Annotated in this window: 18 protein-coding genes, 1 pseudogene and 2 riboswitches; of the genes and pseudogenes, 11 read left to right on the forward strand and 8 right to left on the reverse strand. The window is 67.0% G+C overall.

All coding sequences use genetic code 11. From position 1 onward, the window contains the following. Nucleotide 1: 1 nt before the first annotated feature. Nucleotides 2-2,410 (reverse strand): efflux RND transporter permease subunit, encoded by a 2,409-nt coding sequence (locus tag RM531_RS04225; protein WP_311657544.1) that lies wholly within the window; start codon nt 2,408-2,410, stop codon nt 2-4. Between the two features lie 89 nt (nt 2,411-2,499). Then, a riboswitch (glycine riboswitch) is annotated at nt 2,500-2,602 on the forward strand. Nucleotides 2,603-2,616: 14 nt separating this feature from the next. Beyond that, a riboswitch (glycine riboswitch) is annotated at nt 2,617-2,711 on the forward strand. A 47-nt stretch (nt 2,712-2,758) separates the two neighbouring features. On the opposite strand from RM531_RS04225, the gene gcvT reads away from it, so the two are divergent. The 9 genes from gcvT to RM531_RS04270 all read left to right on the forward strand — a co-directional run bounded on the left by gcvT (nt 2,759) and on the right by RM531_RS04270 (nt 11,785). After that, nucleotides 2,759-3,856 (forward strand): glycine cleavage system aminomethyltransferase GcvT, encoded by a 1,098-nt coding sequence (gene gcvT, locus RM531_RS04230; protein ID WP_311657546.1) that lies wholly within the window; start codon nt 2,759-2,761, stop codon nt 3,854-3,856. A gap of 19 nt (nt 3,857-3,875) precedes the next feature. Further along, a complete protein-coding gene (gene gcvH, locus RM531_RS04235; RefSeq protein WP_311657548.1) occupies nt 3,876-4,271 on the forward strand; it encodes a glycine cleavage system protein GcvH in 396 nt (131 codons plus the stop codon). A 49-nt stretch (nt 4,272-4,320) separates the two neighbouring features. After that, a complete protein-coding gene (gene gcvPA, locus RM531_RS04240) occupies nt 4,321-5,706 on the forward strand; it encodes an aminomethyl-transferring glycine dehydrogenase subunit GcvPA (RefSeq protein ID WP_311657550.1) in 1,386 nt (461 codons plus the stop codon). A 155-nt stretch (nt 5,707-5,861) separates the two neighbouring features. Beyond that, the gene (tpx, locus tag RM531_RS04245; protein WP_311657551.1) at nt 5,862-6,362 is read left to right on the forward strand and encodes a thiol peroxidase; all 501 of its coding nucleotides are present in this window, start codon (nt 5,862-5,864) and stop codon (nt 6,360-6,362) included. Between the two features lie 38 nt (nt 6,363-6,400). After that, nucleotides 6,401-7,876 (forward strand): aminomethyl-transferring glycine dehydrogenase subunit GcvPB, encoded by a 1,476-nt coding sequence (gcvPB, locus tag RM531_RS04250; protein WP_311657552.1) that lies wholly within the window; start codon nt 6,401-6,403, stop codon nt 7,874-7,876. A gap of 12 nt (nt 7,877-7,888) precedes the next feature. Continuing rightward, a complete protein-coding gene (locus RM531_RS04255; protein WP_311657553.1) occupies nt 7,889-8,248 on the forward strand; it encodes a diacylglycerol kinase in 360 nt (119 codons plus the stop codon). A 12-nt stretch (nt 8,249-8,260) separates the two neighbouring features. Beyond that, complete coding sequence (locus RM531_RS04260; RefSeq protein WP_311657555.1) at nt 8,261-9,193, forward strand: carbohydrate kinase family protein; 933 nt, start codon at nt 8,261-8,263, stop codon at nt 9,191-9,193. A 54-nt stretch (nt 9,194-9,247) separates the two neighbouring features. Next, a complete protein-coding gene (locus RM531_RS04265) occupies nt 9,248-10,408 on the forward strand; it encodes an isocitrate/isopropylmalate dehydrogenase family protein (protein WP_311657557.1) in 1,161 nt (386 codons plus the stop codon). A gap of 111 nt (nt 10,409-10,519) precedes the next feature. Next, nucleotides 10,520-11,785: an aspartate aminotransferase family protein gene (locus RM531_RS04270; RefSeq protein ID WP_311657559.1), complete on the forward strand. Its 1,266-nt coding sequence runs from the start codon at nt 10,520-10,522 to the stop codon at nt 11,783-11,785. Between the two features lie 54 nt (nt 11,786-11,839). On the opposite strand, the gene RM531_RS04275 is transcribed toward RM531_RS04270, so the two are convergent. Continuing rightward, entirely contained in the window at nt 11,840-12,631 is a 792-nt protein-coding gene (locus tag RM531_RS04275) for a DsbC family protein (RefSeq protein ID WP_311657560.1), read from the reverse strand. A gap of 60 nt (nt 12,632-12,691) precedes the next feature. Here RM531_RS04275 and RM531_RS04280 point away from each other — a divergent pair. Continuing rightward, a pseudogene (locus tag RM531_RS04280) lies at nt 12,692-13,606 on the forward strand (MFS transporter); the annotation flags it as partial. A gap of 305 nt (nt 13,607-13,911) precedes the next feature. Here the strand turns inward: RM531_RS04280 and RM531_RS04285 are convergent. The 3 genes from RM531_RS04285 to RM531_RS04295 are packed head-to-tail and all read right to left on the reverse strand — an operon-like array spanning nt 13,912 to nt 17,798. Next, nucleotides 13,912-15,363, reverse strand: a complete 1,452-nt coding sequence (locus RM531_RS04285) for an aldehyde dehydrogenase family protein (RefSeq protein ID WP_311657561.1) — start codon at nt 15,361-15,363, stop codon at nt 13,912-13,914. Beyond that, nucleotides 15,360-16,775 (reverse strand): amidase, encoded by a 1,416-nt coding sequence (locus RM531_RS04290; protein WP_311657562.1) that lies wholly within the window; start codon nt 16,773-16,775, stop codon nt 15,360-15,362. Before RM531_RS04290 ends, RM531_RS04285 begins: the two co-directional genes overlap by 4 nt. Nucleotides 16,776-16,799: 24 nt before the next feature. Next, on the reverse strand, nt 16,800-17,798 hold the full coding sequence (locus RM531_RS04295) for a D-2-hydroxyacid dehydrogenase (RefSeq protein WP_311657564.1): 999 nt from the start codon (nt 17,796-17,798) through the stop codon (nt 16,800-16,802). A gap of 236 nt (nt 17,799-18,034) precedes the next feature. Here RM531_RS04295 and RM531_RS04300 point away from each other — a divergent pair, with 236 nt between their 5' ends. Next, nucleotides 18,035-19,213 carry a pyridoxal phosphate-dependent aminotransferase gene (locus tag RM531_RS04300; protein ID WP_349255394.1) on the forward strand — a complete coding sequence of 393 codons (1,179 nt, stop codon included), beginning with the start codon at nt 18,035-18,037 and terminating at the stop codon, nt 19,211-19,213. Here the strand turns inward: RM531_RS04300 and RM531_RS04305 are convergent, their stop codons facing one another. Genes RM531_RS04305 through RM531_RS04315 form a run of 3 tightly spaced genes read right to left on the reverse strand, consistent with a single transcriptional unit; the run spans nt 19,214 to nt 22,018 of the window. Next, nucleotides 19,214-19,969, reverse strand: coding sequence for a hypothetical protein (locus RM531_RS04305; protein ID WP_311657566.1), 756 nt, complete (start codon nt 19,967-19,969; stop codon nt 19,214-19,216). It abuts the gene before it with no gap. 4 nt (nt 19,970-19,973) lie between these two features. Continuing rightward, nucleotides 19,974-21,020, reverse strand: coding sequence for an MBL fold metallo-hydrolase (locus tag RM531_RS04310; RefSeq protein ID WP_311657567.1), 1,047 nt, complete (start codon nt 21,018-21,020; stop codon nt 19,974-19,976). Beyond that, entirely contained in the window at nt 20,981-22,018 is a 1,038-nt protein-coding gene (locus RM531_RS04315; protein WP_311657568.1) for an SAM-dependent methyltransferase, read from the reverse strand. Before RM531_RS04315 ends, RM531_RS04310 begins: the two co-directional genes overlap by 40 nt. Between the last annotated feature and the right edge of the window lie 9 nt (nt 22,019-22,027).

Raw genomic sequence — 22,027 nt, forward strand, 5'->3', positions numbered from 1 at the left:
CCTACCGGACAGGCTCCTGATTCCAGTCGATCCGCTCGCCCAAGAGTGGCTGCGGACGGCGCACGAAGCGGGGGCGCAACAGGTTCACCAGCAGCGGCAGCACGATCAGCGACATGGCCATGTTGATACCCATGATCACCATGATCAGCAGGCCCATGTCGGCCACGAATTTCAGTCCGGACAGCAGATAGAGCGGCAAAATGCCCACCGCCATGATGGTGGCGGTGAACAGGATGGCCTTGCCGGTGGTTACCAGCGCGGCGCGGATGGCTGCTTCCCACTCGCCCTCAAGTCGCTGGAATTCCTCGCAGATGCGCGACAGCAGATAGATGCCGTAGTCGATGCCCACGCCCAGACCGATGGCGGCCACGATCATGGAATTCACGTCCAGCCCCACGCCCAGCAGGTGCATGGCCGCCACCATGGTGAAATGCGACAGGTTGACCGGAATCAGCAGCAGCACGCCGGCCACCGCCGAGCGGTAGGCCAGCGAGAACATCAGGAAGATGAACAGGTTGAGCAGCAGAACAATCAGGTGGTGGTAGCGTTCGACCACCCGGTTGATGGCCTCCTGCAGGGCGATGATGCCGGTGCCCAGGCGCACGGTGAAGCCCTCGTGGTCCACGCCGACGTGTTCCACCGCGGCGCGCGCCGAGGCCAGGGCCCGGTCCACCGTTTCCTGCTTGTTGTCCGGGTACCACAGCGACACGGTCGAATGCTGGGCATCGAAGGAAATCACGTGATTGAAGGCCTTGGCGCTGGAGCCGAGCATGGCGGCGGTGGCCGCGGCACTGACCGCCCGCTGGCGTTCGTCCAGCGGCATCCAGCGCGGATCGCCGCCGTTGTACAGACGGTTGCCCTCGCGCAGGTAATCGGCGAATGACAGGGTGGCGGCCGGCGGGAAGTCGCTGGTCTCCAGATAATCCTGCAATTGCAGCATGGTGCGGACGGTGTCCAGCTGCTGGGCGGTCCAGCTCGGGTCCTTCGGATCCTTCGCCTCCAGCACGATTTCCAGCGTGTTGGTGCCGGGGAAATGATCGTTGATCTGGCGCACCGCGGTATTGAACTCGGAGTCGTGCCAGAACAGGTGGCTTCCCTCCACCGGGTTGCCGATGCGGATCTGTAGTGCGGTAAAGACCGCCGCGCCGCCGCCGACGATGACCATCGCTGCAGTGATCGCCGCGCGCCGGCCGGTGGTCAGGCCGGCAATACCGCTCAACAGGCGGACCAGGCTGCTTTGGCCGGTGTGGTCGGTCCGGTCACCGGTTGCGGGCGCCGGGCGCCGCGGCGCGGGCAGGGTGGCCAGCAACAGGGAGATCAGTACCACGCCGGTGGGAATCAGCCATACCGCCCACATGCCGCAGAAGATGGCGTGCTTGACCATCGCCGGAATCGGCGCGGCAATCACCACCGCGATGCCCAGGACGTCGGTAAGAATGCTCAGCACCGAGGGGGCGGCCATCACCCGCATGGTGCGCCGTGCGGCTTCCAGCCGGTCGCCCACTTCGGCGTGGATCTCGTGGAAGCGCTCGGTGAACTGCACGCTGTGGGAGAACGAGCGAGCCGTGAGCAGCAGCGGCACCACCATCAGGAGCGGCTCCACCGAGATGTTCAGCCAGCCCACGAAACCGAAGGCCCAGATGGCGGCGGTCGCGCTGGTGATCAGCGGCGTGACCACGCCCACCAGGTTGCGCATGTAGAACACCAGCGCCCCGAATAGCGCCAGCAGGGTCAGCGCAAAGATGCCGGCCATCTGCCATTCGTAGCGATAGACCCAGCCGATCAGCGCCGGCTGGCCGGTCAGATAGACATTGTGGTTGGCGTCGCGTGCGTTCTCGACCAGCCCCTGGACGTACTCGAAGGTTTCGCCGTAATCGATCCGGTGCTCGATGAAGGTGGCCATGATCAGGGTGGCCGAATCATCCTCCGAGACCAGGAAATTGCGGATGTTGGGGGCGCGATCCACCCGGTTGCGGAAATCGGCGATGGCCTTCGGGCTGACCGGCGGGGCGTCTCCCATCAGCGGCTGCATGTCGATGCCGTAGGGCGTGGCTTCGGCGTAGCGGGCCTTGGTCGTGGTGATCGACAGCACCTGATCGTGGTCCACCGCCGGGGCCAGGTCGATGTCGCGGGTCAGGTCCCAGACCTTCTGCAGGGTGTCCGCGTGATAGAGCGTAGCGTCCTTGCGCTGGACCATGATCACCATGGTCAGCGGATTGCCGAAGTTGGGGTGGTCCTTGAATACCTGAACGAACGGGTCATCGGTGGGCAGCAGGTCCGAAAACACCGTCTCGATCTGCACCCGCGGCAGGCCGGCGGCGAAGCCGATCGTGATCAGCGCGAACGCCACCAGGGCAGCCTTTCGGTGGCGCAGAACCCAGTCGGCAAGACGTTGTCGGAGCGAGTACAAGCAGTGGTCCCGTGTGGTCGGCAGGGGCGGAGATTATCGCACCCGGCTTGGATCGGGCGGGATGCATTGGTACAATCTATGATTCGATTGATAAACGCGTGGGAGAGTCTCCGCCCCGGCACGAACCGGCCGGAGACGCCGAAGGCGCAAATCCGCCCGGAAACGCTCAGGCCCATGGACCACGCGACGCGAAGCCGATTCGGCTTCCGATCGACTCTGGAGAGTACCCGCCGCGGCGGGTCACCGACGGGGCGAGGCCGGCAACGGCTAATCTCTCAGGTTCCCGGACAGAGGGGCGGCAGGGTCGCGGAAGGCGGCCCGGTCGAGCCACTCGAGAAAGGGATATTCATGGGAAAGCGTACGCCCCTGTTTGACGCGCACATTGCCGCCGGCGCCAAGATGGTCGACTTCGCCGGCTGGGACATGCCCGTCAACTACGGCTCCCAGATCGACGAACACCTGGCCGTGCGCGCCCGCGCCGGCATGTTCGACGTCTCTCACATGGCCGCGGTCGACGTCCGCGGCGTCGATGCTCGCGCGTACCTGCGGCATCTGTGGGCCAATGACGTGGCCCGGGCCGATACCCCCGGCAAGGCCCTTTACACCTGCATGCTCAACGAGCAGGGCGGGGTGGTCGATGACCTGATCGTCTATCACGTCGCCGACGGTCACTATCGCACCGTGGTCAACGCCGGCACTGCCGACAAGGATATGGCCTGGATGCAGGCCCGGACCGGCGGCTTCGATGTCACGGTCGAGCGCCGGCCGGATCTGGGCATCGTCGCGGTGCAGGGCCCGCAGGCGCGCGAGCTGGCCCTGGACTGCCTGCCCTCCGATCTGCGCGAGGCCGCCGCGTCCCTCAAGCCCTTCTTCGCCGCCTTCGCCGACGACCGGCTGGTGGGCCGCACCGGCTACACCGGCGAGGACGGCTTCGAGTGCATCCTGCCAGCCGCCGATCTGCCGCCGTTCTGGGAGGCGCTGGCGGCGGCCGGGGTGGAACCCTGCGGCCTGGGCGCACGCGACACGCTGCGCCTGGAAGCGGGCCTGAATCTGTACGGCCAGGACATGGACGAAGACACCCATCCGCTGGAATCGGGGCTGGGCTGGGCCGTGGCGTGGGAGCCGGCCGATCGCGATTTCGTCGGCCGCGCCGCGCTGACCGGCCTGGCCACCGACCCGCAGTTCAGGCTGGTGGGCGTGCTGCTGACCGACCGGGGCGTACTCCGCCACGGCCAGACCGTGCGTCATGGCGATGCGGGGGGCGAAGGCCTGCTCACCAGTGGCACCTACTCGCCCACTCTGAAGTGCTCCATCGGCCTCGCCCGTGTGCCGCATGATTGGGCCGAGGGCGACAGCATCGAAGTCGAGCGGCGCGGACGCTGGTGTGGCGCCCGCATCGTGAAATATCCATTCGTGCGCAACGGCGAGGCGCGCATTCATATCTGAAAGGGAAGGGAGAAGTGCGATGAGTGAAATACCCGCTGACCTGAAGTATGCCAAGTCGCATGAATGGGTCCGGCTGGACGAGGATGGCCGGGCCACGGTCGGCATCAGCGACTACGCCCAGGGGGCGCTGGGCGACCTGGTGTTCGTGGAGCTGCCGGAAGCCGGCGAAACACTGACCGCGGGCGACACCGTGGCGGTGGTGGAATCGGTGAAGGCCGCGTCGGACGTCTATGCGCCGCTGTCCGGCGAGGTGATCGAGGTCAATCCGCAGCTGGCGGATGCCCCGGAACTGATCAACGACGACCCCTATGGCGAGGGCTGGCTGCTGAAGATGTCCATCGCCGACGAATCCGGACTGGACGATCTGCTCGACCCGGACGCCTACGAACAGGTTGTGGCCGACGAGGAAGGTTGAACCGGTTTTCAGTGGCAATTTCTCAGTGACAATGGCGGAGGCGTGATCCATGCCGTTCATCCCGCACACCGACGACGACATCCGGTCCATGCTCGACACCATCGGTGCCGACAGCATCGAGGACCTGTTCGACGAGATCCCGCGCGAACTGCGGGGTGACCATATCGACAGCGTGCCGGAAGGCATGACCGAGATGGCGATCTCCCGGCTGATGAATGAACGCGCGGCGCGTGACGCCGGTGCGCTGTGCTTCATCGGCGCCGGGGCCTACGAGCATCACGTACCGGCCGCGGTGTGGGAGATCACCACCCGCGGCGAGTACTACAGCGCCTATACGCCGTATCAGGCCGAGGCCAGCCAGGGCACGCTGCAGCTGATCTACGAATACCAGACCATGATGGCGGGCCTGACGGGCATGGACGTGGCCAACGCCTCGCTCTACGACGGCGCCTCGGCCATGGCCGAGGCCGCGCTGATGTCGGTGCGGGCCAGCCGCAAGACGAAGTCGGCACGGATACTGGTGCCGGCCACGGTGCATCCGGCCTATCTGAAGACCGCCCGCGCTATCTGCGGCAATCAGGATGTGCGCTTCGAGGAATTGCCGTACGACCGCAAGACCGGCACCACGAACATGAATGCGCTGCGCCAGTACGACGGCCCGAACGTGACCGCGGTGGTGATTCCGCAGCCGAACTTCTTCGGCAAGCTCGAGGACGTCGACGCCATCACCGACTGGGCCCATGAACAGGGTGCGCTGGTGATCGCGGTGGTCAACCCGCTGGCCCTGGCGCTGATCCGGCCGCCGGGCGAGTGGGGCGAGCAGGGTGCCGACATCGTCTGCGGCGAGGGCCAGCCCCTGGGCGCGCCGCTGTCCTCGGGCGGGCCGTATTTCGGCCTGATGTGCTGCCGCCAGAAGCTGGCGCGGCAGATGCCCGGTCGCATCGTCGGCCGAACCCGGGACCTTGAAGGCCGCGAGGGCTACACGCTGACCCTGCAGCCGCGCGAGCAGCATATCCGGCGGTCCAAGGCGACCTCCAATATCTGCACCAACCAGGGGCTGCTGGTCACCGCGGCGACCATCCACATGAGCCTGCTCGGCCCCACCGGTCTGCAGCGCGCGGCCGGCGCCTGCGTGGCCAATACCCGCGGGCTGGTGGAGCGGTTGACCGCGCTGCCGGACGTGGAAGAGGCCTTCACGGCGCCCGGGTTCCACGAGGCCGTGCTGCGGGTGGATCAGCCGGTGAACAAGGTGCTGGAGGCGCTGACCGCGCGCGGCATCCTCGGCGGGTATGCGCTGGGGCGTGACTTTCCCGAGCTGTCGGATTGCCTGCTGGTCTGCGTCACCGAGACCAAGACCGAGGCTGACCTCGACGCCTACGCCAATGCGCTGGCCGATATCCTCCAGGGCTACGGCAAGAAATCGGCGGTGGCCTGAGCCCATGTGTGCCGATCCGTGGCGGCCGGCATCCCGCCCGATCCGGAGCGCGCAGGGCGCAGGGTCGGCTCACGTACACTGGGCAAGCCCGTGGACCGCGGCGGAAAGAACGATCCGCCGCGGCCGCAGTCGTTCAATACCAAGGAGTTTCTTCGATGGCACAAGTCACGTTTCAGGGTAATCCGATCAACACCGCCGGGGACCTGCCGGCCGCCGGCGCCAGGGCGCCCGACTTCCGGTTGACCGCGGGCGACATGTCCGACAAGTCGCTGGCCGACTTCGCCGGCAAGAAGAAGGTGCTCAATATCTTCCCCAGTGTGGACACCGACGTGTGTGCCAAGTCGGTGCGCGAATTCAACGAACGCGCTGGTTCGCACCCGGGTGTGGCGATGCTGCAGATCTCGGCCGATCTGCCGTTCGCCCAGGGTCGTTTCTGCAGCAGTAACGGGCTGGACAACGTCACCTCGCTGTCGATGCTGCGCGACAAGTCCTTCGCGCAGGACTACGGCACGCTGATTACCGAGGGCCCGCTGGCGGGGCTGTCCGCCCGCGCGGTCGTGGTGGTCGACGAAAACGACCAGGTCATCCACAGCGAGCTGGTGCCCGAGATCGGCCAGGAACCCGATTACGAGGCCGCGATCAAGGCGCTGGGCTGAGGCCCGGCGACGCAAGTTCTACCTGCAATGGTGAAGTCATGACCGAAAAGCTGATTTTCGAGCACAGCCGTTCCGGGCGCCGTGCGGCCGGCCAGGCGCCGGTTGCCGGAATTGACCCGGACCTGATCCCCGGTGCCCACCGGCGGGAATCCGCCCTCGGGTTGCCGGAGGTCTCGGAGCTGGACACTGTGCGCCACTTCACCCGGCTGTCGCAGATGAACTTCTCCATCGACACCCACTTCTATCCGTTGGGTTCGTGCACCATGAAGTACAACCCGCGGGCCTGTAATTCGCTGGCCATGCTGCCCGGGTTCACCGGCCGCCATCCGCTGGCGCCGATGGAATACAGCCAGGGCTTCCTGAGCATCGCTTACGAACTACAGGTGATGCTGGGTGAGGTGACGGGCATGGACGTGGTGTCGCTGGCGCCGATGGCCGGGGCCCAGGGTGAATTCGCCGGCGTGGCCATGATGAAGGCCTATCATGACGCCAACGGCGACACCGAGCGCACCGAAGTGCTGGTGCCGGACGCCGCCCACGGCACCAATCCGGCCACCGCCACCATGTGCGGCTGCACCGTGCGCGAGATTCCCACCGACGCCGACGGCGACGTGAACCTGGCCGCGCTCAAGGAAGCGGTGGGGCCGAAAACCGTGGGCATCATGCTTACCAACCCGTCCACCCTGGGGGTGTTCGAGCGCGACATTCTGGAGATGGCGGAAACCGTCCACGATGCCGGCGGGTTGCTGTACTACGACGGCGCCAATCTCAACGCCATCCTGGGCAAGATCCGGCCCGGCGACATGGGCTTCGACGTCATTCACATGAACCTGCACAAGACCTTTTCCACCCCGCACGGCGGCGGCGGTCCGGGGTCGGGCGCCATCGGCGTGAGCAAGCGGCTGCGTCGCTACGCCCCGGTGCCCTACGTGATGCACGACGGCGACCAGTACTGCTGGGTCGAGGACAGCGACCGGCCCCACAGCATCGGCCGGCTGTCCGCCTTCATGGGCAACGCCGGCGTGATCCTGCGTGCGTACGTCTATGCCCGCATGCTCGGGCGCGAGGGGATGACCCGGGTGGCCGAGTTCGCCACCCTCAACGCCAATTACCTGGCCAGGCGGCTGGCCGATGCCGGGTTCGAGCTGAGTTATCCGGCGCGGCGGGCCTGCCACGAGTTCACCATTACCCTCAAGCGCGAAAAGCAGGAATACGGCGTCGGCGCCGGCGACTTCGCCAAGCGCCTGCTCGACTACGGTTTCCATGCGCCCACGGTCTATTTTCCGCAGCTGGTACCCGAATGCCTGCTGATCGAGCCCACGGAGACCGAGTCAAAGGAAACCCTGGATGCCTTCGTGGACGCCATGATCGCCATCCGCGAGGAAGCGAAGTCCGACGCGGATATTCTCCATCAGGCCCCGTACACCTGCCCGGTTCGGCGGCTGGACGAGGTCCGGGCGGCCAAGGAACTCGACCTCAAATGGCAGGCGCCCGCGGAAGCCGCGGCAGGCTGAGGACCGGCTGACATGAGTCGCGGCCTGTCCGGCTGGCCTCGGTTATGGCGCGCAACACGCGTATCCTACCGGGGGCTCGGCTGGGCGTGGCGCAACGAAGAGGCGTTTCGCATCGAGGCCGTGCTGTTCGTGGCGCTGTTGCCGGCCGCCTATTGGTGGGGTGACAACGGGCTCGAACAGGCCGTCTGTGTCATGTCGCTGTTCCTGGTGATGATCACCGAACTGCTCAACACCGGCATCGAGGCGGCCATTGACCGTATCGGCACCGAACACCATCAACTGTCCGGTGCGGCCAAGGACGTGGCTTCGGCTGCGGTCCACCTGTCGCTTATCCAGGTACCCGTCGTGTGGGGCCTGATCGGTTTGAATTAAGAAGGGAGACCAATGTCTGCGCTCATCTGCGGATCCTTTGCCTACGACAACATCATGGTGTTTCCGGATCGGTTCTCGAACCACATCCTGCCGGACAAGGTGCACATGCTGAATGTGGCCTTCCTGGTGCCGGAACTGCGCCGTGAATTCGGCGGCACTGCCGGCAACATCGCCTACAACCTGCATCTGCTGGGCGGGGATGGCTACGCCATGGGCACCGTGGGCGCTGACTTCAAGCCCTATGCCGAGCGCATGGACCGGCTGGGTATCTCGCGCAAGTACCTCAGGGACATCCCCGAGTCGTTCACGGCGCAGGCCTACATCACCACCGATCTGGACGACAACCAGATCACCGCCTTTCATCCCGGCGCCATGAACGAGGCTCACAGCCAGGCGCTGCCGGACGATCTCGACATCAGCGTCGGCCTGATCTCGCCGGATGGCCGCGACGGCATGATCCAGCACGCCGAGCAGTTCGCCGAGCGCGGCATTCCGTTCATCTTCGATCCCGGCCAGGGTCTGCCGATGTTCGACGGCGACGATCTCAAGCGCTTCATCGAGCAGGCCGGCTACGTGGCGGTCAACGACTACGAGTCGCAGCTGATGATGGATCGCACCGGCTGGACCATGGAGGAAATGGCCGAGCGCGTGCGGGCGGTGATCGTCACCCGTGGTGGCGAGGGCTCGCACATCTACACCGATGGCAAGAAGCTCGAGATTCCCTCGGTCAAACCGGCGGCGATCAAGGACCCCACCGGCTGCGGCGACGCCTACCGGGCGGGCCTGTTGTATGGCCTGGCCAAGAACATGGACTGGGAAACCAGCGGGCGTATCGCCTCGCTGATGGGGTCGATCAAGATCGCCCATACCGGCACCCAGAATCACCATTTCACCCCGGACGAGTTCGCTGCCAGGTTCCAGGACGCCTTCGGGTACGCCCTCTAGCGAAGGATCGGGACGGGCGGCGGTTGCGTGCCGCCGTCCGCTCGGGAGAATCCCATGCAGGCGAGACAGCAATGGCGAGTGGCCGTGTTGCCGGGTGACGGCATCGGCCCCGAGGTGATGGCGCAGACCGAACGGGTGCTGTCGGCCCTGGCAGACCGCGAAGGCCTGGACCTGACTGCGACCCGCTTCGGCTGGCCGTCCCACGCCTGGCATCAGCAGCACGGCGAGATCGCCCCCGCGGATTACCTGCAGACGCTGGCCGGCTTCGACGCCATCCTGCTCGGCGCCCTGGGCGACCCGGGACCGACCAGCAACCCGGACCGCTATCTGCTGTCCGACGCCGACTCCCTGGCGCCCTTGCTAGACATTCGCAAGCATTTCGATCAGTGGGCCTGCGAGCGGCCATGCCGGCCGCTGCCGGGCGCGCCGTGCTATCTGGCCGATGCGCGTGCCGCGGATATCGACATGCTGGTCATCCGCGAGAACAGCGAGGGTGAGTACGTCGGGCAGGGCGGACGGCTGGCGCCCGGCACCGAGCGGGAGATCGTCACCCAGACGGGCGTGTTCACCCGCCGCGGTACGGCGCGCATCATCCGGCACGCCTTCGAACAGGCCCGGCTGCGGGCCGAACAGCGCCGACGCGACTCGCGGGCGCGCCATTTCGATGGCTGTGAATCGCAGGTATGCCTGGTCACCAAGCGCAACGCGCTGAAATTCTGGGGCGAGATGTATACCGAGGTCTTCGCCGAGGTAAGCGCCGATTACCCGGATGTGGCTACCCATCACGAACTGGTGGATGCCGCCTGCATGAAGTTCGTCACCCGGCCCTGGGATTTCGACGTGGTGGTGGCCTCCAACCTCCACGGCGACATCCTCACCGATCTGGCTGCGGTGCTGAACGGCGGCATGGGCGTGGCCCCGTCCTGCAACCTCAATCCTGCCGATCGTCATTGCCCGCCGATGTTCGAGCCCACACACGGTAGTGCGCCCGACATCGCCGGGCAGGATATCGCCGGCCCTACCGCCATGCTGTTGACCGCCGCCATGATGCTGGACTGGATGGGCGAGGAGGACCCGGCCGCCCGCCGCGCCGCCGGTCGCCTGCGTACCGTGGTATCGGCCGATCTGGCCGCGCACGGCGGTGACGACCGGGGCACCACGGCGGTGGGCGAGGCGGTGCTGGCGCGGCTACGAGACGAACCAGCCGGCGCCTGACAGCCGGCGTCGTATCGACTCGCAGACGGCGCCGGCTTCGATTGAACCCGCCGCATCGGCGCAGTACCCTCGCCGGGTCTGCCTACCTCATCACGACAGGAGTCCGCCACGATGACCCATAACCACCCCGGCCATCTCTCGCCGCTGCTGCAACAGGCGACGCGCGTGCGCGCGGTGCGTGGGGAAGGCTGCTATCTGATCGATGATGCGGACCGCCGCTATCTGGATTTCACCTCCGGCATCGGCGTGACCGGCACCGGTCACTGCCATCCGCATGTGGTGCAGGCCGCCCAGGAACAGGTGGGCAAGCTGATCCACGGGCAGTACACGACGATCATGCACGAGCCGTTGCTCAAGCTCTCGGAGCGTCTGGGCGAGCGCATGCCCGGTGATATCGACGCGATCTTCTTCGCCAGCGCCGGCACCGAGGTCGCCGAAGGCGCGTTGCGTCTGGCGCGCCAGGCCACCGGCCGCCCCAACGTCATCGTCTTTCACGGTGGCTTCCACGGCCGCACCATGGGGTCGCTGTCGATGACCACCTCCAGCGTCGGCCTGCGAGCCGGCCTGCAGCCGATGATGGGCGGCGTGGTGGTGGCACCGTTCCCGCACGCCTTCCGCTACGGCTGGGACGAGGACACCGCCACCGACTTCTGCCTGCGTGAACTCGACTACATCCTGGCCACCTACAGCGCCCCGGCCGAGACCGCGGCGATGATGATCGAGCCGGTGCAGGGCGAGGGCGGCTATGTGCCGGCCAATGCGCGGTTCCTGCAGGGGCTGCGCGAGCGCTGTGATCACCACGGCATGATCCTGGCCATGGACGAAGTTCAGGCCGGCTACGGGCGTACCGGCAAGTTCTGGTCGCACGCGCATTTCGACGTGCAGCCCGACATTATCATGACCGCGAAGGGCCTGGCCAGCGGCTTTCCGCTGTCCGCCTTCGCCGCGCCGCATCACCTGATGGAGAAGGGCTGGCCCGGTTCCCAGGGCGGCACCTACGGTGGCAACGCGGTGGCCTGTGCCGCCGCCCTGGCCACCCTGGACGTGATCGAGCAGGAGAACCTGGTGGACAACGCCCGCGACATGGGTGACCACCTGCGCCAGCGGCTGAATGACCTGCAGACGCGCTACCCGGCGATGGGCGACGTGCGTGGCAAGGGGCTGATGCTGGGCGTGGAGATGTTCGACGACCAGTGCCAGCCGGACGGCGACCGCACCGGTCGCCTGCTCACCGCCTGCGAATCACGCGGACTGCTGATGCTTCGCTGCGGGGCGCACAAGAACATCGTGCGCTGGCTGCCGCCGCTGATCGTCAATCGTGAACAGATCGACCAGGCGGTGGACATCTTCACCGAAGCCCTGGACGAGACTGCCTGAGACGGTTGCGCCCGTCGCGCCGGTTCTGCCGGCCGGCGGGCGCAGTCCTGCCGATCAGCCCCGGCTGTTGCCGGCCAAGCGGGTGGCCAGCGCCTCGGGCTTGAGGTAACCGCCCAGCACCTTGCCGGTCTCGTCGATGATCATGGGCGTGCCGGTCAGGCCGACCTCGCGTCCGAGCTGGTACTGCGCGTTCACCGGCGAGTCGGCACAGGCCTCGCCGGACGTATCCAGCGAGTCGTTGTTCTTGACCGCCGTGATCGCGGCGCGCGGATCATCGGCGCACCAGACGGCTTCGGTAAGCCGCCAGTTGGCGGAACCGGGGCCGCCGCGCGGGAAGGCCAGGTAGCGTACCTCGATGCCGCGCTCGTTGATTGCCGCCATGTGGTTGTGCAGCCGCTGGCAGTAGGGGCATTCGGGGTCGGTGAATATCCACACCACGTGCTTGGTTTCGCCCTCGGGGCTGAACACGATGGCGTCATCCGCATCCAGCTCGGCCATCGCGCTGGCGCGGGAATCGCTACGGGCCTGCTCGGTGACGTTGGTGCGGGATTCCAGATCGTAGAGATCGCCGTTGATGGCGAACCGGCCGTCCGGGGTGACGTAGAGAATCTGGCTGCCGATATGCGCACGGTAGAGTCCCGCATCGTCCTCGAATGCCAGCTCGCCGACCTCGCCCAGTGCGGTCAGCTTTTCGCGTACCACTTCGGGTTCGGCGCGCTCGGCGGTGGCGGCGCCGTCACCGGCGGCGTCGGGCAGACCGGTCGGGGTCATCCAAAGGGCGATGGCCTGCATCAGAATGACCACCAGGAGGACGCCGACGGCGGCGATGAGCGTGTTGCGAGTCATGACAAAGCGGATGGAACCAGTTGATCGCGGCATTCTACACGGACCGGTAGGGGTGCCGGCATGACGGGCTATGCCCGGTTCCTGTACGACAACCGGCGTCTGCTGACGTTCGGGGTGCTGCTGTGCGGATTGTCCGGCAGCGGCCAGACCTATCTGGTCGCCCTGTTCGGCCCGGCGCTGCGGGCCGAGTTCGACCTAGGCAATGCCGCCTTCGGCGGTCTCTACTCCACGGCGACGCTGGCCAGCGGGTTGCTGCTGCTCTGGGCCGGGGCGCTGATCGACCGCATGCCTCTGGCCAGGTTCACCACGCTGGTGATCGGCGGTGCCGCCGTCGGGGCGTTACTGCTGGCTGCCAGCCCGGTCTGGTGGGTGGCGGGGCTGGCCCTGTTCCTTCTGCGGTTATGCGGCCAGGGCCTGATGACCCATCTGGCCCAGACCAGCATGGCGCGGTACTTCGAGGCCGGCCGCGGCAAGGCGCTGGGTCTGGCGGCGCTGGGTCTGCCGCTGGGGGAGGCGGTTTTCCCGCTGCTGGTTGTAGCCGGCATTACGCTGCTGGGCTGGCGCATGACCTGGCTGACGATCGCGGCCGTCCTGCTCGCGTCACTCCCGTTGCTGCTAGCGCTGATCCGCCGACCGGCGTCAGCCGGGTCCGGCGCCGTCTCGCCACCGTCGGACCAGGCACGCGATCCGGCAGTGTCCTGGCACCGGCGGGAGGTACTGCGAGATCCCCGTTTCTATGCCGTTCTGGCCGCTTTGCTGGCCCCGCCGTTCATCGTCACCGGCCTGTTCATCCATCAGGCGTCCCTGGCGGCCGCCAAGGGATGGACCCTGAGCCATCTGGCGCAGAGCTTCGTGTTCTATGCCGGCGGCCACGTGCTTGCGCTGATTGCGGCGGGCCCGCTGGTGGATCGGTTCCGCTCGGCGCTGCTGTTGCCGGTCATGCTGGGGCCCATGGCGCTGGCCGTGGGATTGCTGAGCGTGTTCGAGGGCGGCTGGCTGGCCCCCGTCTATCTGGGTCTGGCGGGTCTGACGGTCGGCGCGGTGCCGCGACCCTGTTCGGCGCGATCTGGCCGCGGCTGTACGGGGTGCGCCACCTCGGCGCCATCCGCGCCGTGGCCCAGGCGGCGATGGTGCTGGCGACGGCCATGGCCCCGCTCTGATCGGGGCGTTGCTCGACCAGGGGTCAGGCTGGCCCCCGATAACCGCCACCATGCTGGTCTATCTCGTGGTCACGACCGCGCTGGCCGCCGCGGCGCTGCGCGGCGGTCGATGATCCGCGATCAGGCGCCGCGCGGTACCGTCTGTGGCTCGACGTACTCGAACAGACCCTCTTCACCGCCCTCGCGGCCGAAGCCGGAGAGCTTCATGCCCCCGAACGGGGCCTCCGGCGTGGGGCCGGTGCCGGTGTTGTGGCCCACGTGGCCGAAACGCAGTTGCGCGATCACGTGGGCGGCGCGGTCGGCGTCGGCGGTGAACACGTAGGCGGCCAGGCCGAATTCGGTGTCGTTACCGATGGCAATCGCCTGGTCGTCGCCGTCGAACTCCACCAGCGGCACCAGCGGCCCGAAGGTTTCCTCCCGGCAGCAGTCCATGTCGCGGGTGACACCGCGTACCACCGCCGGCGGGAAGAACAGGCCCTTGCCGCTGTCCAGCTCGTCGGGGGCCTTGCCGGCCACCTGTTCCGCCCCCTTGTCGATGGCGTTCTTCAGATGGCGATGCACCTTGTCGAAGCCGGCGACGTTGATCAGCGGGCCGATGTCGATGTCGTCATCCATGCCGTCGCCCACCCGCAGGGCCCGCACCTTGTCCACCAGCTTCTCGGTGAAGGCATCGGCCACGCCGCGCTCGACCAGCACGCGGTTGGCGCATACGCAGGTCTGGCCGCCGCCGCGGAACTTGTTGCCGATCAGCTGCGTGACCGCGTCGTCCAGATTCGCATCGTCGAACACGATGAACGGGGCATTGCCACCGAGTTCCAGCGCCAGCTTCTTGACCTGATCGGCGGTGGCGCTGATCAGATGCTGGCCCACGCCGGTGGAGCCGGTGAAGCTGATCATGGGCACGTCCGGGTGACGGCACAGGGTGTCGCCGATCGCCCGGGCCGACCCCATCACCAGATTGACCATGCCGTCGGGCAGGTCCAGGCGCTTATGCAGCAGGGTGAACAGCGCGATCATGGTCAGCGGGGTTTCGCTGGCGGGCTTGATCACCGTGGGGCAGCCGGCGGCCAGGGCCGCGGACAGCTTCTTGGCGATCATGCCGATGGGGAAGTTCCAGGGGGTGATCAGTCCGGCCACCCCGATCGGGCGGAAATGCACGGTCCAGTCGCAGTCCTTGGGCCGTTGGCTGAGCTTGCGCGGCGCCAGCTCGTCCAGATGCTGCGCGCAGTAGTCGAAGAACCCCGCCGCGTAGGCGACCTCGCCCTGGGCTTCCTTCCAGGGCTTGCCGTGTTCCAGACACAGGATGCGGCCGATCTCCTCGGCCTCGTCATTGAGCGCGTCACGGATATCGGTGAGCCATTCGCGGCGCTGATCCAGGTCGTAGTCCATCGACACCGCGCCGCGGGCGGCGGCGATGGCGCGCTCTGTTTCCGCCTCGCCCATGGCGGGCACCCGGGCCAGTTCCTTGCCGTTGGCGGGGTTGAGCACGGCAAAGGTCTCGCCGTTGTCCGCGTCGCACCACTGACCGCCGATGTAACCGGACAGGTGCTTGAGCATGGGGGAGTCGATCATGATGTTGTCTCGGTCTGTCGCCAGTCCGGCCGGCGGCCGGTCCAGGGTGCAAGGTTCTCCAGGGTTTTCGCGGCGCGCAGCACTACTGCATCCTGATGCCGGGCACCCACGATCTGCAAGCCGATCGGCAGGCCGTCGCGGTTGAAGCCGCAGGGCACGGAGGCCGCCGGCTGGCCGGTCAGATTGAAGGGGTAGGTGAACGGGGTCCAGGAGGGCCAGCGCGGCGAATGCCAGCCGTCGGGCACTTCCTGGCCCTTGGGGAAGGCCGGAATCGGCAACACCGGCGATACCAGCAGGTCGAAACGCTGGTGGAACAGGCTGGTCTGTTCCACCAGGCTGGCGCGCACATTGGCGGCACCCATGTAATCCAGCAGCGAGAACTGCGCGGCCCATTCGGCCACTTCCACCAGCCCGGGGTCCATCTGCTTGCGGGCCTCGGCGTCGATATCGCGCATGGCGTTGGCCGCGCCGCCGTAGAACAGCAGGTTGAACGCGTCGATGGGATCCTCGAAGCCGGGATCGGCGGATTCCACTGCCGCCCCTTCCCGCTCCAGCAGGGCGACGGTGCGGGCCACCGCCTCGGCAATTTCCGGGTCCACGTTCGCGTACCCGAAGTCAGCTGAAAACGCGATGCGCAGGCCCCTGACCCCGTTATCGAGGCCGTCACGAAAGTCGACGCGATTGGCCGGAAGCGTGGGGTCACGCGGATCGGGCTCGGCCAGCACATTCATCAGCAGGGCGGCGTCGTCCACGGTCCAGGTCATGGGGCCGACATGGGCCAGCGGATAGAAGGCGCTGGGTGGCCACATCGGGCACAGCCCGTGGGTGGGCTTGTGGCCGAAACAGCCGGAAAAGCCGGCCGGCATGCGGATGGAGCCGCCGGCATCGGTGCCCAGTGTGAGCGGCGACATGCCCAGCACCGCCGCCGCCGCGCTGCCGCCGGACGAGCCGCCCGCGGTCTGATCCGGTGCCCAGGGATTGCCGGTGGGGCCCTCCATCGGGCAGTCGGTGACCCCCTTCCAGCCGAATTCGGGCGTGGTGGTCCGGCCGCTGGTCACCATGCCGTGACGGCGCAGGGCAGCTACGGCGGGGGCGTCCTGGTCGGCCGGGCGGTGCCGGTCGATCAGCTTGGAGCCCTTGAGATTGGGCCAGCCCTCGGCCATGAAGATGTCCTTGACCGCCACCGGCACGCCGTCGACCAGCCCGTGAGCGGTGCCGTCCTGATAGCGCTTTTCCGCCGCCCGGGCCTCGGCCCGGGTGATCTCGTCGTTGATCTGGCAATAGGCGTGGACCGCCGGGTTCAGGGCGTGAATCCGGGCCAGGCAGGCGTCGGCGGCTTCCACCGGCGACAGGGTTTTCGCCCGGAAGGCCTCGAGCATCTCGAGTGCGGTGAGATCGGCGATGTCGGTCACGGAAGGTTCCTTGGTTCTAGCGGGCTAGGTTGGGGCGCGGGCGGTCCGGCGGGGCGGCACGGCCCCCCGCTTCTTGTCCACCAGGTTGTGCAGGGGCTCACCCGCCTGCCAGCGATCGAAATTGGTCATGAACTGGTCGATCAGGGCGGCTCGCCATCCCCGGAAATCCCCGGCCATGTGGGCCGACAGGATCACGTTCGGCAGACCCCAGAGCGGATGATCGGCCGGCAGCGGTTCTTCCTCGAACACGTCCAGCCCCGCACCGGCAATCTCGCCGGATTCGAGCGCCTGCACCAGCGCGTCGGTATCCACGATCGGGCCACGGCCGATGTTGATGAACCGGGCGCCGGGCTTCATCGCACGGAAGGCGTCGGCATCGAACAAATGATGTGTGGCCTTGTTGAGCGGTGCGGCCACTACCACGTAGTCGGCGCGAGGCAGGTGGTCGGACAGCGCGTCGATGGCGTGCACCGAGGCGAATCCGGGCACATCGCGGGCGGTTCGCGCGATGCCATCCACCTGCATGCCGGCGGCGGTGCAAAGACGGGCAATCTCGCCGCCGATGGCGCCGGCGCCGATCACCAGAACCTGCTTGTGGTCGATGCGCTCGGTATCACGGTGGCGCCATTCGGCCGCCTGCTGCAGCTCGATATTGCCGCGGGTGTCCTTGGCGAAGGCCAGGATCAGGCCGAGTACGTATTCCGCGATCGGCCGGTCGAAGATGCCGCGAGCGTTGGTCAGGGCAATATCCGATTCGCGCAGGGCCGGGAACAGCAGGGCGTCCACGCCGGCGCTGGTGGCATGGACCCAGCCCAGGCGGTCGGCTGCCGGCCAGGCCTCAACCACCGCATCGGTGCGGAAGTCGGTGACCAGCAGCACGTCGGTTCCCGGCAGCTGGCTGGCCAGCTGCGGGGTATCGGCGCTCATCCGGACTTCGGCCCGGCCATCCAGCTGATCCAGGCCCGGTGGCGGGTCTTCGTCAGGGGCGGTCAGGACGGTAACGACGGGAAGTCGATCGGTCATCAGGCGGATCGAGCGCCTGGCTGCGACGACATGGGCTACGGCCGGAGTGAAGCGATGGAGCGGACGTTACCCAGCCCGCCATACGAACGTCAACCGACAGCTTGACCGGACCCGGGCGCGCGCCTAGTGTTTGCCGATACTCGTCAAGCAACAGGGACGCGCTGATGGCGACGCCGATGGAAAACGTGAACCAGGTACTCGCCAGCGATCCGGAGGACCGTTACGTCCGCGGCCGGATGACCTGGAACCCGGCGATGCAGGCGATCCCGATCTCGGGCATTCGCCGCATGGTCAACAAGGCGGCCGAACTCGACGACGTCATCCATCTGTCCATCGGCCAGCCGGATTTCCCCACGCCGAAACACATCATCGACGCCCACATCCATGCCCTGGAGGCCGGCCAGACCGGCTACACCATGGATGCCGGGCTGCCCGAACTGCTGGATACCCTGGCGACCTATTACAGCGACCGCTACCGCTCGACGCTGACCAGCGAGAACTTCCTGATCACCACCGGGGCCACCGAGGGCATCTATCTGCTGATCACGGCGATGGCCGCCCCGGGGCGGGAATTCATTGTCGCCGACCCCACCTTCCTGCTGTATGCCCCGCTGATCCGGATGCTGGGCGGGCAGATCCGCTCGGTGCCCACCCGCGCCGAGCATGGCCACCAGCTGGACCCGGAGCGGGTGATCCGCCTGATCAACCCCAACACTCACGCCATCATACTGAATTCGCCCAGCAATCCCACCGGCACCGTGTATCCGCGCGAAACCGTGGAATGGATCTGCCAGGAGGCGGCCTACCGCGGCGTGCAGGTGATTTCCGACGAGGTCTACGATCACCTCGTGCTGGACGACATGGAGTACCCCAGCGTGCTCACCTGCTCGGCCGATCTCGATCACGTGGCGGTGGTGTCGAGCTTTTCCAAGACCTTCTCCATGCCCGGCCTGCGCATCGGCTGGGTGGTGGCCGACCAGAACACCATTCGCATGTTGCGCCGGTATCACATGTTCACCACCACGGTGGCCAACACCCCGGCCCAGTGGGCGGGCGTGGCCGCACTGGTGCATGACCGCAGCTTCATCACCGATATGGTTGACGAGTACCGCCGCCGTCGCGACCGGGTAGTGGATCTGGTGTCCAACACGGCCGGCCTGACCGGTTACTGGCCGCAAGGGGCCTTCTACATCGCGCCCTCACTGCCGCCCGGCGTGGATGCGTCCAACATCGCCATGCGCATGCTTGAGGAAACCGGCGTGTGCGTGATCCCGGGTGATGCCTTCGGCGAAACCTCCACCGATCTGCTGCGCATCAGCTACTCCACCTCGATGGAGCAGATCGAGGAGGCCTTTTCCCGCATCCAGCCCTGGATGGAACGCCAGCCGGAAATGCGGGACAGCAAGTCCGGCTAGCTACCCGCCGCAGGCGGTATCCACGTCGCCGGCTTCGGACGGCGGCTCGCTGTAGTAGGCCACGCGGACCGGATAGGTCTCGCCTTCGGCATCATGAAGATTGCCGATGCCGCGGTATTCCAGCAGTTCGCGGGTGTCCGGATCGTAGGTCAGCACCAGCGAATCGACGAAGAAGCTGACCAGCCACATGTCCAGTTCCGCCTCGAAACGGACCGCGGTTTCGCGCTCGAACTCGGTGTCCTCGATTCGCGTTGCCCGCAGATCGATCACCGACTGGCGTCCCGCCGCGGCGAAGCGGAAGCGGCGGGTCTCACCATCCATCAGTGTGTCGAAGCGGGATTGCAGAAAGGGGTGGAAGCCGCTGTCGGCGGCGAGGCTGTCGGTCAGCTCGAACGGTTCGGTCTCCCGCTCGGCGTTGTCGCCCTCGCGGCGGAACATGCGCCAGCTGTCCTCGTCCCGCTCGATGCCTTCCACATAGCCGCTGTCGACCATGCGCATCTCGTATACCGGTACGAATTCGTCGTGGCTGAAATCCAGGGTCTTGCGGGCGATCACCTCGCCGGCGGGATCGCGGTAGGTCACTTTCCAGTCCACCGGCCGGCCATCGTCGTCGAGCGTCTGCTCGTGGTGCTCGGTGTATCGAAACTCGTTGCTTTCCAGCTGATAGCCATAGCCGGTAAAGCAATGCTTGTTGCCGTCCGCGGCCAGGGCCGGGACGCAAAGCAGACAGGTGGCGATCAGCACGACCGTACGCATGGGATTACTCCTGGTTTCTGGACAGCGGCGGAATCGGGACGCCGACCCCGAAATTCGCCGCGGTAAAGGCCGGTTGCGGCACGCCGGCGTCGCGGCGGGCCCGGGCAAGGTCGTCAATCGGTTGGAACTGCCCCACGTCGGAAAGTTCGAAGGTGCCGAAGTGCATGCCGATGCTGCGGGTAGCACCCAGTTCGCGATGAGCGGTCACCGCTTCGTCGGGGTTCATGTGCACCCGGCGCACCAACCAGCGGGGCTGATAGGCCCCGATCGGCAGCAGGGCCAGCCGGAACGGGCCGAGCCGTTCTCCGGCCTCGCGGAAATGGTCGCCGTAGGCCGTGTCGCCGCCGAAATACACCGGCCCGCCAGCGGTGCCGACGGCGTAGGCGGACCACAGGCTTAGGTTGCGGTCCGGCGACGGCAGCCGCCCCGACCAGTGAACGCAGGGCAGGGCGTGCAGGGTGCGCCCGTTGGGCAGCGTCAGGGTCTCGTGCCAGTCCAGTTCCGCGATGCGGTCGGCGCCGGCGTCGGCCAGCAGCGGCCGATCCCCCGGCGGCACCACGAACAAAGGTGCATGATCGGCGGCCAGCCGCTCGATGGTGGGCAGATCGAGGTGGTCGTAGTGGTTGTGGCTGATCAGCACCACGTCGATCGGCGGCAGCTGCTCGAAGGTCAGGGTGGGCAGGCGCATGCGCTCGACCCCGAACACCGGCCAGGGGCCGATGGCATCCGACCACACCGGGTCGGTGAGGATGTTGAGTCCGTCGGCCTGGATCAGCACGCTGGCGTGGCCCACTACCGTTATGCGTAGCTCGCCGGTGGCGACCCGCATCGGCGGATCGGGAAACGAGCGCGCCTGTAGTTTTCCCCAGGCGCCGGGATCGCGGGTGACCAGATAGCGCAGGACATCGGTCACCCCGCGGTCCATTTCCACCGCCGGGTTGAAGAACCGGGTACCGTCGAAATGGTCGCTCGGCGGGCCCTGCCAGCGCGGGTCCGCCGCGCAGCCGGTGATCAGGAGCGCGGCGAGAAGAGGTAGTGACCGACGCCCCATTCGTTGCCCCGGTTGGTGCCGAACAGCTCGGCCACGGCCATGAAGAACATCCGCCAGCGCTGGATCCAGCGGTCGGCCCCCGCCTCGCCGTAGGCGGGCACGAAGATGTCGCGAACGGTCTGGCGCTGGGCGTCCATGTTGGCCAGCCAGGCGTTGGACGTGGCCTCGTAGTGCCGGCCCGAGATCCACCAGTGGTCGCGGATGACCAGGTCGTCGGCCAGGTTCAGCAGCAGATTCTCCGAGGGCATGATGCCGCCGGTGAAGAAGTAGCGGGCCATCCAGTCGGTGCGGCTTTCGTCCAGAAACGGATAGGCCAGCAGCTTGTGGCAGAAGATGTGCACGAACAGCCGGCCGTCATCGGCAAGCCAGCCGCGGATGCGCCGCATCAGTTCGCCCAGATTGCGCATGTGCTCGAACATCTCCACCGACACGATGCGGTCGAAACGGGCGCCGGGGTCGAATTCGTTGATGTCGCAGGTATGGACGGTCAGATTGCTCAGGCCCCGCTCGCTGGCGACGCCGTCGATATGGGTCTTCTGGCCGCCGGAGTTGGATACGGCGGTAATGTGGCAGTCCGGAAACTGCTCGGCCGCCCACAGCGAGAACGAGCCCCAGCCGCAGCCCAGATCCAGAATGCGGTGGCCGTTCTCGATACCCGCCCGCTCCGCGGTCAGGCGCAGCATGGCCTCCTCGGCGGCGGGCAAGTCGGTATCGGGCGAGTCGAACAGGCAGCCGCTGTACTTCAGGCGCGGGCCGAGCGCGTGCTGAAAGAACGCGGCAGGCACCTCGTAATGCTGGGCATTGGCGTCGCCGGTATGTTCGGCGATGGGGCCGGTGCTCGCCCTTTCCAGCAGGGCCCGGAACGCCTCGGTGCGGCGTTCGCCGTCGCGCGCCTCGGGGCTGGTCAGGCGGGTGTTGATCAAACGCCGCATGCCCGCGCGGGCCACGGCATCCGGCACCAGGCCGCGTTCGCAGAGTTCAATCGGGAGGCTGTCCAACGATGCAAT

This window comes from Spectribacter acetivorans, assembly GCF_031846305.1.
Lineage (GTDB): Bacteria > Pseudomonadota > Gammaproteobacteria > Nevskiales > Salinisphaeraceae > Spectribacter > Spectribacter acetivorans.

Bases quoted from the DNA above. Each gene is read 5' to 3' on its own strand.
- RM531_RS04295 (WP_311657564.1), bottom strand. From the start codon at position 17,798: ATGACCGATCGACTTCCCGTCGTTACCGTCCTGACCGCCCCTGACGAA.
- RM531_RS04300 (WP_349255394.1), top strand. From the start codon at position 18,035: ATGACCTGGAACCCGGCGATGCAGGCGATCCCGATCTCGGGCATTCGC.
- RM531_RS04285 (WP_311657561.1), bottom strand. From the start codon at position 15,363: ATGATCGACTCCCCCATGCTCAAGCACCTGTCCGGTTACATCGGCGGT.
- RM531_RS04260 (WP_311657555.1), top strand. From the start codon at position 8,261: ATGTCTGCGCTCATCTGCGGATCCTTTGCCTACGACAACATCATGGTG.
- RM531_RS04265 (WP_311657557.1), top strand. From the start codon at position 9,248: ATGCAGGCGAGACAGCAATGGCGAGTGGCCGTGTTGCCGGGTGACGGC.
- RM531_RS04310 (WP_311657567.1), bottom strand. From the start codon at position 21,020: ATGGGGCGTCGGTCACTACCTCTTCTCGCCGCGCTCCTGATCACCGGC.
- RM531_RS04270 (WP_311657559.1), top strand. From the start codon at position 10,520: ATGACCCATAACCACCCCGGCCATCTCTCGCCGCTGCTGCAACAGGCG.
- RM531_RS04255 (WP_311657553.1), top strand. From the start codon at position 7,889: ATGAGTCGCGGCCTGTCCGGCTGGCCTCGGTTATGGCGCGCAACACGC.
- gcvPA (WP_311657550.1), top strand. From the start codon at position 4,321: ATGCCGTTCATCCCGCACACCGACGACGACATCCGGTCCATGCTCGAC.
- gcvPB (WP_311657552.1), top strand. From the start codon at position 6,401: ATGACCGAAAAGCTGATTTTCGAGCACAGCCGTTCCGGGCGCCGTGCG.
- tpx (WP_311657551.1), top strand. From the start codon at position 5,862: ATGGCACAAGTCACGTTTCAGGGTAATCCGATCAACACCGCCGGGGAC.
- gcvH (WP_311657548.1), top strand. From the start codon at position 3,876: ATGAGTGAAATACCCGCTGACCTGAAGTATGCCAAGTCGCATGAATGG.
- RM531_RS04305 (WP_311657566.1), bottom strand. From the start codon at position 19,969: ATGCGTACGGTCGTGCTGATCGCCACCTGTCTGCTTTGCGTCCCGGCC.
- gcvT (WP_311657546.1), top strand. From the start codon at position 2,759: ATGGGAAAGCGTACGCCCCTGTTTGACGCGCACATTGCCGCCGGCGCC.
- RM531_RS04275 (WP_311657560.1), bottom strand. From the start codon at position 12,631: ATGACTCGCAACACGCTCATCGCCGCCGTCGGCGTCCTCCTGGTGGTC.